7 protein-coding genes are annotated in these 9,216 nt (G+C 28.9%); 6 read left to right on the top strand and 1 reads right to left on the bottom strand.

Annotated features, from left to right (window positions below):
* The first annotated feature begins 104 nt into the window (after positions 1–104).
* The 6 genes from J7M77_RS02330 (at position 105) to J7M77_RS02305 (ending at position 7,453) form a co-directional block, all read left to right on the top strand.
* Entirely contained in the window at positions 105–1,514 is a 1,410-nt protein-coding gene (locus J7M77_RS02330; protein WP_296875567.1) for an amidophosphoribosyltransferase, read from the top strand.
* Between the two features lie 90 nt (positions 1,515–1,604).
* Positions 1,605–2,468, top strand: a complete 864-nt coding sequence (locus tag J7M77_RS02325; protein WP_296875566.1) for a MurR/RpiR family transcriptional regulator — start codon at positions 1,605–1,607, stop codon at positions 2,466–2,468.
* A gap of 133 nt (positions 2,469–2,601) precedes the next feature.
* Positions 2,602–3,354, top strand: a complete 753-nt coding sequence (locus J7M77_RS02320) for a MurR/RpiR family transcriptional regulator (protein WP_296875564.1) — start codon at positions 2,602–2,604, stop codon at positions 3,352–3,354.
* Between the two features lie 295 nt (positions 3,355–3,649).
* Positions 3,650–4,729 carry a tryptophan--tRNA ligase gene (gene trpS / locus J7M77_RS02315; protein WP_296875563.1) on the top strand — a complete coding sequence of 360 codons (1,080 nt, stop codon included), beginning with the start codon at positions 3,650–3,652 and terminating at the stop codon, positions 4,727–4,729.
* 13 nt (positions 4,730–4,742) lie between these two features.
* Positions 4,743–5,825 carry an ethanolamine utilization protein EutH gene (gene eutH, locus J7M77_RS02310; protein ID WP_296875562.1) on the top strand — a complete coding sequence of 361 codons (1,083 nt, stop codon included), beginning with the start codon at positions 4,743–4,745 and terminating at the stop codon, positions 5,823–5,825.
* A 101-nt stretch (positions 5,826–5,926) separates the two neighbouring features.
* On the top strand, positions 5,927–7,453 hold the full coding sequence (locus tag J7M77_RS02305) for a hypothetical protein (protein WP_296875561.1): 1,527 nt from the start codon (positions 5,927–5,929) through the stop codon (positions 7,451–7,453).
* Between the two features lie 153 nt (positions 7,454–7,606).
* Here the strand turns inward: J7M77_RS02305 and J7M77_RS02300 are convergent, their stop codons facing one another.
* The gene (locus J7M77_RS02300) at positions 7,607–9,163 is read right to left on the bottom strand and encodes an AAA family ATPase (protein WP_296875559.1); all 1,557 of its coding nucleotides are present in this window, start codon (positions 9,161–9,163) and stop codon (positions 7,607–7,609) included.
* Between the last annotated feature and the right edge of the window lie 53 nt (positions 9,164–9,216).

Below are 9,216 nucleotides of genomic sequence, written 5' to 3'. Positions count from 1 at the left end.
TTTTTTATTTCCAGGGAAATATTTTAGCTAAATTTGAATTAATTGTACCAAAAGTGTCATAAATAGGATACAATAGGGGTGGAAAAAATTGGAGGATAAAAGAAATGAGTGGATTTTTTGGTGTTGCATCAAAAGAAAGTTGTGTATTAGATTTGTTTTTTGGTATTGATTACCATTCACATTTAGGTACTCGAAGAGGGGGAATGACGGTTCATGGTGAAGATGGTTTTCAACGTTCGATCCATAATATTGAAAACTCGCCATTTAGAACTAAATTTGAAAAAGATATAGATGAGTTTGAAGGTAATTTAGGAATTGGGTGTATTTCTGATAATGAAGCACAGCCATTATTAGTACAGTCACATATCGGCTCTTTTGCGATTACGACGGTTGGAAGAATTAATAATTTAGAGGAATTAAAAAAACAATGTTTTGACAATGGAACAACTCACTTTTTAGAAATGAGTTCAGGTGAAGTTAATCCAACGGAATTAGTAGCTGCTTTAATTAGTCAAAAAAATGATATTGTTTCAGGAATTCATCACGCCCAGGAAATGGTTAAAGGTTCAATGAGCATCATGGTTTTAACTAGTGAAGGTATTTATGCTGCTCGTGATAAGTATGGAAGAACACCGGTAATTATTGGTGCAAAAGATACTGGTCATTGTATTACTTTTGAAAGCAGTGCCTTTTTAAATTTAGGCTATCATCATTATAAAGATCTTGGACCAGGTGAAATTGTTTACATTACTCCAGATTCAGTTGAAGTAAAACAGGAACCTGGTGATAAAATGAAAATATGTTCATTTTTATGGGTATATTATGGTTACCCAACTTCAACATACGAAGGAATCAACGTTGAGGTAATGCGTAATCGCTGTGGTAATTTATTAGCTAAACGTGATGATGTTAAACCTGATAGTGTTGCCGGAGTACCTGATTCGGGAATTGCTCATGCAGTTGGTTATTCTAATGTATCAGGAATTCCGTTTGCTCGCCCATTTATTAAGTATACCCCTACTTGGCCACGTTCATTTATGCCAACTAGTCAAAAACAGCGTAATATGATTGCCAAGATGAAATTAATTCCAGTTCAGGATTTAATTAAAGATAAAAGCTTATTATTGATTGATGATTCAATTGTAAGAGGAACACAGTTAGGGGAAACAACAGAGTTTTTATATGAAAGTGGAGCTAAAGAAGTGCATGTACGACCAGCTTGTCCACCAATTTTATTTGGCTGCAAGTATTTAAACTTTTCACGTTCTAGTTCCGAGTTAGATTTAATTACTCGTCGGGTCATTCGTGATTTAGAAGGTGAAGATGTTAGTCAGGAAGTATTACAAGAATATGCTGATCCTGATAGTGAAAGATATGAAAAAATGTGTGAAGAAATTCGCCGTCGTTCGAACTTTACGTCATTGCGTTATCATCGTTTAGACGATATGATTGAGTCAATTGGTTTAGATAAATGTAAGTTATGTACTTACTGTTGGGACGGAAAAGATGATTAGGATTGTGGAAACAATCCTTTTTTCTTGCTTAAATGCGATTAAAATCTTAAAATATACATAGGGAAAACATTTACAAGGAGGAAAGCAAACGTGAATATTTTTAGTAAATTAGATAATCTTACGGATTTAACTGTTAATGAAAAAACATTAGTTGATTATATGAAAAATAATCCCGAGCGATTTGTTAATATGAGTGCTGATGAAATTAGTTCTGCTTGTTTTGTTTCTATTCCGACGATTTATCGTTTGTGTAAAAAATTAGATCTAAACGGGTTAGCCCAGTTAAAAGTATTGGTATCAACTTCAATTCGTGATTATTTAAAGGAAAAAAATGGGATTGATTATAACTACCCGTTTACCCAGACCGAAACCCAATATCAAATCACGGTTAAAATGAAAGAATTGTATGAACAGACTTTAACGGCTTTAAATAATTTAATTGATTTAGATCAGTTAAGATTAATTGCTTCGGCATTAAAGAAAGCTAAATATATTGATATTTATACATCAGCTGGAAATACTTATTTGGCAGAGAATTTTAAATTCCAGATGGCCGAGATTGGGCGTTTTGTCAATGTTCCAGTTGAACAATATCAACAATCATTAATGGCAGCAGCGAGTAATGAAAAACATATTGCCATTGTTATTTCTTTTGAAGGACGGGGAGCTTTAGTAGAGCAGGTAGTTAAGTTATTGAAAAAGAATAAAACCCCAATTGTACTGATTTCTTCGACTTCAAATAAATCAATGATTAATTTAAGTGATTATAATTTATATATGAATCCTAATGAAAATCATTATAATAAGATTTCATCGTTTTCAACTCGACTATCATTATTGTATTTATTAGATTGTATTTATACTTGTTATTTTAAATTAGATTATGAAAGAAATGTTAAGTATAAAAAAGAAACATATTTGAAGATGACTAAGGCCAAAGAAGAAATGAAATAATTGTTTCAAATAAAATTTGATTCATTAATAAAGCGTGACAATTATTTTTCAATCTCTATTTTAATAATATAATTGACAATAAATAGTGATATATTAGATGGTGTAGAAAAGTTTAATAGGAGGCTGATAGGTTATGGGTGATATTTTATTATCAAGAATTATTAAGTATTTAAATGGAACGTTGTTTTATGATGGCTATTATCAGTTTTGTACTTTTGTAATTGCAAATTATAAGAAAATGATTGAATATAATTTTGATCAAGTGTGTGCGGAAAGCAAGATTGATCCACGGACAATAATTGGTTTTTTAAATTATTTAGGTTTTGAAAATTATGATCAGTTTCATGAAAAACTGGTAGCTGATGATATTTTAAGAAATGATCAAATTAGAGCTAGAATGTTAAGTATTAGTTATCGTGACTTGTTTAAATTGATTGAAGTAAATGATTATGATGAATTTATGGATAATATTGTTTCGATTTGTCATGATATTTATGAGGCTAAAAGAATTGTAATTATTGGAGGATTATTTCCAAGCAGTATTGCAGTTGAGTTTCAAACAGATTTGATTACTTTGGGTAAAAATGTAATTCAGTATCATGCTTATGATCCTGATAATGATTTTAAAGAAAATGATTTTGTGGTATTCTTTACTTCGACCGGACGTTCGTTGCGTGATTTTATTCAAAATAAATCGCTAGGCCAATTACAGCGTTGTGATACGATGTTAATTACTCAAAATCGGTTATTAGAAAATGAAAATTTAAAAGAGATAAAATATTTCTTTAGTTTACCTGGTCGATTTGATGGAATTAGTTTTAATTATCAGCTTATGGCGATCATGGATATGATTAGAATTATCTATTATCAAGAATATTTTGTTTAAAATTTAAATTAAAGTATTGACATTTACTAGCAAACCGTTTTATCATTTTATCTATACTAAATTCGTTTAGCTAGGAAGAGTAATCAATAAAACTTTATGATAGAGACTTGATGGCTGGTGGAAATCAAGATAAAGTTATTGGTGAATGGACCTGGTCAGAAGCAAAATGAAACCACCGAGGAGTAGTGGCGCCGTGATTTTCGCGTTAAGAAAAAGGACATGATGGTGTCTTACAAGGTGGCAGGTTTTTATCCTTGAGGATAAAAGCCTTTTTTATTGGAAGAAGGAGATTGTTATGAAAAATATTATTTTAACTGGTGATCGTCCAACTGGAAGATTACATTTAGGACATTATGTTGGTTCACTAAGAAGAAGAGTTGAATTACAAAATTCAGGTGAATTTGATGAAATTTATATTATGATTGCTGATTCGCAGGCATTAACGGATAATGCTGATAATCCGGAAAAAATTCGTCGTAATATTTTAGAAGTAGCCCTTGATTATATGTCAGTGGGACTTGATCCTAAAATTACAACGATGTTTATTCAATCGCAAGTACCAGCATTATTTGAGTTTACAGCTTATTATATGAATCTAGTTACTGTATCGAGATTACAACGTAATCCAACAATCAAAGAGGAAATTAAACAACGTGGTTTTGAAACTAGTATACCAGTAGGTTTTTTAAATTATCCAGTTTCTCAAGCAGCTGATATTACTGCTTTTGATGCTACCTGTGTTCCCGTTGGTGAAGATCAAATGCCACTAATTGAACAAACAAAAGAAATTGTTCATAGCTTTAATCGAATCTATGGAGATGTTTTAGTTAATCCGAAAATTATGTTGGCGGAAAACGAAGTATGCCAGCGTTTACCAGGAATTGATGGTAAAGCGAAAATGTCTAAATCATTAGGTAACTGTATTTATTTAGCGGATACTAGTAAAGAAGTTCGTCAAAAAGTAATGAGTATGTATACCGATCCTAATCATATTAAGATTGAAGATCCGGGAACGGTTGAAGGAAATACGGTCTTTACATATTTAGATTGTTTTTGTAAAGATGAGTATTTTGAAAAATATTTACCGGAATACAAAAACCTTGACGAATTAAAAGCTCATTATCGCCGAGGTGGCTTAGGTGATGTTAAGATCAAGAAATTCTTATTTAATGTTTTAGAAGAAACCTTAGAACCAATTAGAAAAAGAAGAGCTGAACTAGAAACTGATATTGATTATGTTTTAGATGTTTTACATCAAGGCTGCATCAAAGCTAATGAAAAAGCTAATGCTACATTACACCGAGCTAAAGAAGCAATGAAAATTAATTATTTTGACGTTCAAGATAGTATTCGGGAGTATTATAAAAAGCCATAATGGCTTTTTTTAAATGATTAAAATGAATTTCTTTATTTTAATTATGTTGTTCCTTTGTTTATTAGGATTATTAGACAAAGGGCTTAACAATAAATTAGGTTTAGCTGCTGCTTTTGATCGGGGGATGGCTACCATGGGCAGTATTACGATGAGTATGGTTGGTTTTTATTGTATCGCTATTTCGTTGATCCAAAATAATATCGAAACGATAACGAAAGTAACTGCTAATTTACCAATTGATCCAAGCATTATTATTGGCAGTATTTTAGCACCAGATATGGGTGGCTATTCTTTAGTTGAGGGATTAGGAGCAATTGATTTTATCTTGTTTTCAGGAATTTTATTAACATCATCATTAGGACAGACAATTAGTTTTCAAATGCCGATCTTTTTATCATCGCTTAACCAGGATGATTTAGATTCATTTATTAATGGCTTAGTTTATGGGATATTAAGTTTACCAATTGTATTGATCATTGGTGCCTGGCTGTTACAAATTCCTAATTTAGTTATCAATTTATTACCAATTATTTGTTTATGTTTACTTTTGGTGCTGGCTCTAGCAGTTTCTTATCGAAAAACATTATTTGTGTTAACTTTATTTGGTTATGTAATTAAAATGTTAAGTATAGTTTTATTTGGTTTAGTAATTTTACAGTTATTTTTTACTGATTTAAAAATTACCAGTATGAGTTTAATCAGTGAAGCTTTAGTTATTGTTTTAAAAATGATCGTGGTGGTTTGTGGTTCGATGATCTTATCAGATCTTATTATCAAAAAATTTCCGGCTCAGGTTTTAAAATTAAGTCGTAAACTGGGTATTAACAGTAACGCTTTAATTGGTCTGCTGCTTAGTCTAGGGACTAGTATTGCTATGATCCCGTTATTTTCAAAAATGGATCGTAAAGGGAAAATTATTAATGGTGCTTTTAGTGTTTCCGGAGCTTTTGTGTTTGGTGGTCAATTAGGTTTTATTGCGGGAATTGGTGATAGTTTTCAAGTATTAGTTTATATTTTATTTAAATTAAGTGCGGGAATCTTAGCAATTATTTTAGTAATGATCTTTTATCGCGATAAAGAGGCTGAAAGGGTATAATTGGTTTATATCCTTTTTTAGCGTTAATTAAATTATGATTATTGGTAATATTAATTATGATTATTCTTTGATATAATGTTGATATATAAAGGAGAAGTAAAATGAAGGGTTTTCAGTTAAAGATAAATGTAAAAGGGAGTAGCGAAATAATTTGGCGACGAGTGATTGTTCCTGAGGAATTGACTTTTAAAGATTTGCAACAAGTTATTCAAATTATCTTTGGTTTAGATACTCGCTGCTTATTTGATTTTAAAATATTTAAAAAGTGTATTTGGGTATCTGGTGAATACTATGATTTATATGATATTTCCTGGCGCTATGAAATTATTTCCGAGTTTGAGTTATTAAAAGATCATTTAGAAGAAGGATTGAATTTTAGTTATTATAATGATGTAGTTTCGTATGAATTTAAGATCAGGGTAGAAAAAATAGTATCAGATGTAAAAAGATATCCAATTGTTATTAAACATCGAGGTGAAAATTTGATAGGTGAGGATGATGATTATCTTGTTGAGTTGATAGGTCATGATTTAAAAAAACCAGGAGATTCGTTAACTTTTGACAGTGATGATATTAATTATCAATTAATGGATTTTGAAATTCAGGAATTATTAAAAGATAGTATTTATTGTGAAGCTTTTGAACAAGAAATGCAAGAAATAGAACAAATTTTAGATAATCAAACGATTAATAATTTCCAGGTAGTTAAATTGCTTGGTCAAACTGTTAATTATTGGGTTATTTTTCGAAATGATGAAGGCTACTGTTTATTATTATATGAAGATTATAACGATTTATTAGAAGGTTTTTATTTAGGGGATGGCAATTTTTTCAATGATGTTTTTAATCATTGTTGGTCATTTTTGTTGTTTGAACCAGGGCTTAAACAAAAAGGAGCTTTGGATAATGAAGGAAAGTATGTAGTTTTAAAAAACGAACCCGGATATTTGCCAACATTAGCTAAAACTAACGAAAGTCAAGATTTACTTATTTGCTTACAGGAATTAGCGATTGGTTTACAAGAAATAGAATTAAAAAATCAAGATGATGAAATATTGGAAATTGAAGTTAGTAATGGAAAATACCAATCTAGTCATTTATTGGCCCATGATATTTATGATGATTTAGATTATTACCGGTATTTTAATACTGATGTAATGATTGATACTGACAAAACTATTGATACAAATGTTTGTCTGGATATTGTTGCTTTACCTTTTGAAGAAACATTTGCAACTTGTAAGTTAAAAATGTATGCTGTCATAAGTGATGGGGAGAATTATGTAATTGTTGAAATACCTAATCCGGCTTTAGACTTACTTTTTGATGAATTAGTTGCTTTGATCTTAGAATTCTCTAATGATTATGGTAAACCGGAATGTATCAAGATGTCTAATTTGAATATTTTATATTTATTGAAAAACTTTTTTGATAATAATCAAATCAATTATGCTCGAGATCGAGTTATTGAAGAAATTGATAGTGCCATAATTGATGCTTTTGATCTAGATGATGAAATTGAAAGATTACTAGATAATCCTGAGTTACAAGATTTTTTTGATTTAAGTGAAGAAGAGTTAGAAGAACAGTTGCAAAAATTAGTCAATGAACATGATTTATTGAATTAGATTTGGCAGTGATAAATGAATATTTATTAATACAAACTTTATTATAAATTAAAAATATCAAGCCCATCAGTTTTGGTCTTGATATTTTTGTTTGATTAAGGGGTACAATTTAAATAAAGGAATATTTAATAATGGTAATAATAAAAGTGAGTATTAGTGTAATTCACTTTTATTATTATTTGTAAGTCTTAAAAAACAATTATTTTGATAAACCAATAATTCGTAAGATAAAGCCTGATAATTATTTTTACATATCTTCTTTTTGGTTAATTCAAAAAATTTATCACGATAGTTACAAATAGTAAGATGGATCGAAATTGTTTTTAAGATATGTTTAGTTTGCCAGTTTTGAATTGAAAAAGTATTTTGATTATCAATTTTTTGAATCAAGGGACCTAGTAATAAAGCTAAAATATCCTGGTAGTATTTTTCACTATAGTGCAGTGGTGAAATAGAAAAATGCATAATAGTGTTAATTATTTCTTGAGCAGTATTTGTTTGATAATTAAGTAAAGCTGTTATTAGTTTGTCTCGATTTTTAATAATATAGTTAACTTGCCAATTTGTCAGCATATTTATATAAAATTGTTTAGCAGTAAGATTAGGAATTTTTAAATGTTGGAGCGCTAAATAATGATTAACACTGTTATCATCAGTTAGAAAACCAGTATAAATAAAATAGCTATAAATATTATTAAGGGAAGTTAAATCAAAATAAGATAATTTTTTATTAACCTTTTTAATAATCGTATGATTTGATAGTAATTTATTTAATTCGGTTTTGATTAAAGGACTATAATTTGTTAGATACTGATTGATCCAGTTATCATCAAGTTTAAAGTTGATTTCAATTGAATCATTATTTAGGATATTATAAATTCCTTTTAGTAACCATAGTGGATGGTAAATGAATTGATCGTTAAAGTAATAACCACCAAAGTATTGTTCAATATCATTAATTTGATGGATTAATTGATATGTTTGTAAAAGATTAGTTACTTCATCTTGATTAAAGCCAAAATAAATAGTAGGAGTTGTTGTAAAAACAGTATTATTAATTAGATTTATTTTTTGACAATATTCAATTTTTAAAGTTGTTTGACCAGTAAAGACAGCAACAAATAAGTTCTCGATTTTAGTAATTTGTTCAATTAATTGATTGATAAAGGCTTCCATGGTTATATCGAAATCATTAATTGAACTATAATATAGAGGTGTATCATAGTCATCAATTAAAATAACTACCTTTTGATGATAAATATTTTTTAAATAATCACAGATAGTATTTAAAACAGTTAATAGTTCATCATTGGAAGTTACAAAATTTAAAAGTGTATTATAATCAGGTAAATTATGATCAAGCCAATTTTGAAGTAACTGTTTATAAGCTTTAACTAGATCATCAAAATTATTACCAGATAGTTTTTTAAATGAAAGACTAATGACGGGATAAATATTTTGATGATTCATAGCTTTTCTATCTTCATATATTTTTAGGTGATTAAATAAATAATTATTTTGTTTTTGTTTGATTGAAAAGAAATAATAAAGCATACTTAGATTTAATGTTTTCCCAAAACCATTAGGACGACAAAGAAAAGTAATTTTTTGTTGTAATACTTCTTTGATCCACATTGTTTTATCAACATAATAATAGTTATCATCAATCATTGTTTTAAAATCTTCAATTTCAATTCCAAGTTTCTTCATTTCTATTTTCTCCTTTTTGATAAAATAAAAAAGGTAAGCATCATAAAAGATTA

It is taken from the genome of Thomasclavelia sp. (assembly GCF_017889095.1).
GTDB lineage: Bacteria > Bacillota_I > Bacilli_A > Erysipelotrichales > Coprobacillaceae > Thomasclavelia.
The sequence above is the reverse complement of the archived record's forward strand: the minus strand, read 5'-3'. Positions and strand labels throughout refer to the sequence as shown.

Excerpts from the sequence above, each read along its gene's own strand:
- trpS (WP_296875563.1), top strand. The coding sequence starts at position 3,650 with ATGAAAAATATTATTTTAACTGGTGATCGTCCAACTGGAAGATTACAT.
- J7M77_RS02305 (WP_296875561.1), top strand. The coding sequence starts at position 5,927 with ATGAAGGGTTTTCAGTTAAAGATAAATGTAAAAGGGAGTAGCGAAATA.
- J7M77_RS02300 (WP_296875559.1), bottom strand. The coding sequence starts at position 9,163 with ATGAAGAAACTTGGAATTGAAATTGAAGATTTTAAAACAATGATTGAT.
- J7M77_RS02320 (WP_296875564.1), top strand. The coding sequence starts at position 2,602 with ATGGGTGATATTTTATTATCAAGAATTATTAAGTATTTAAATGGAACG.
- J7M77_RS02330 (WP_296875567.1), top strand. The coding sequence starts at position 105 with ATGAGTGGATTTTTTGGTGTTGCATCAAAAGAAAGTTGTGTATTAGAT.
- eutH (WP_296875562.1), top strand. The coding sequence starts at position 4,743 with ATGATTAAAATGAATTTCTTTATTTTAATTATGTTGTTCCTTTGTTTA.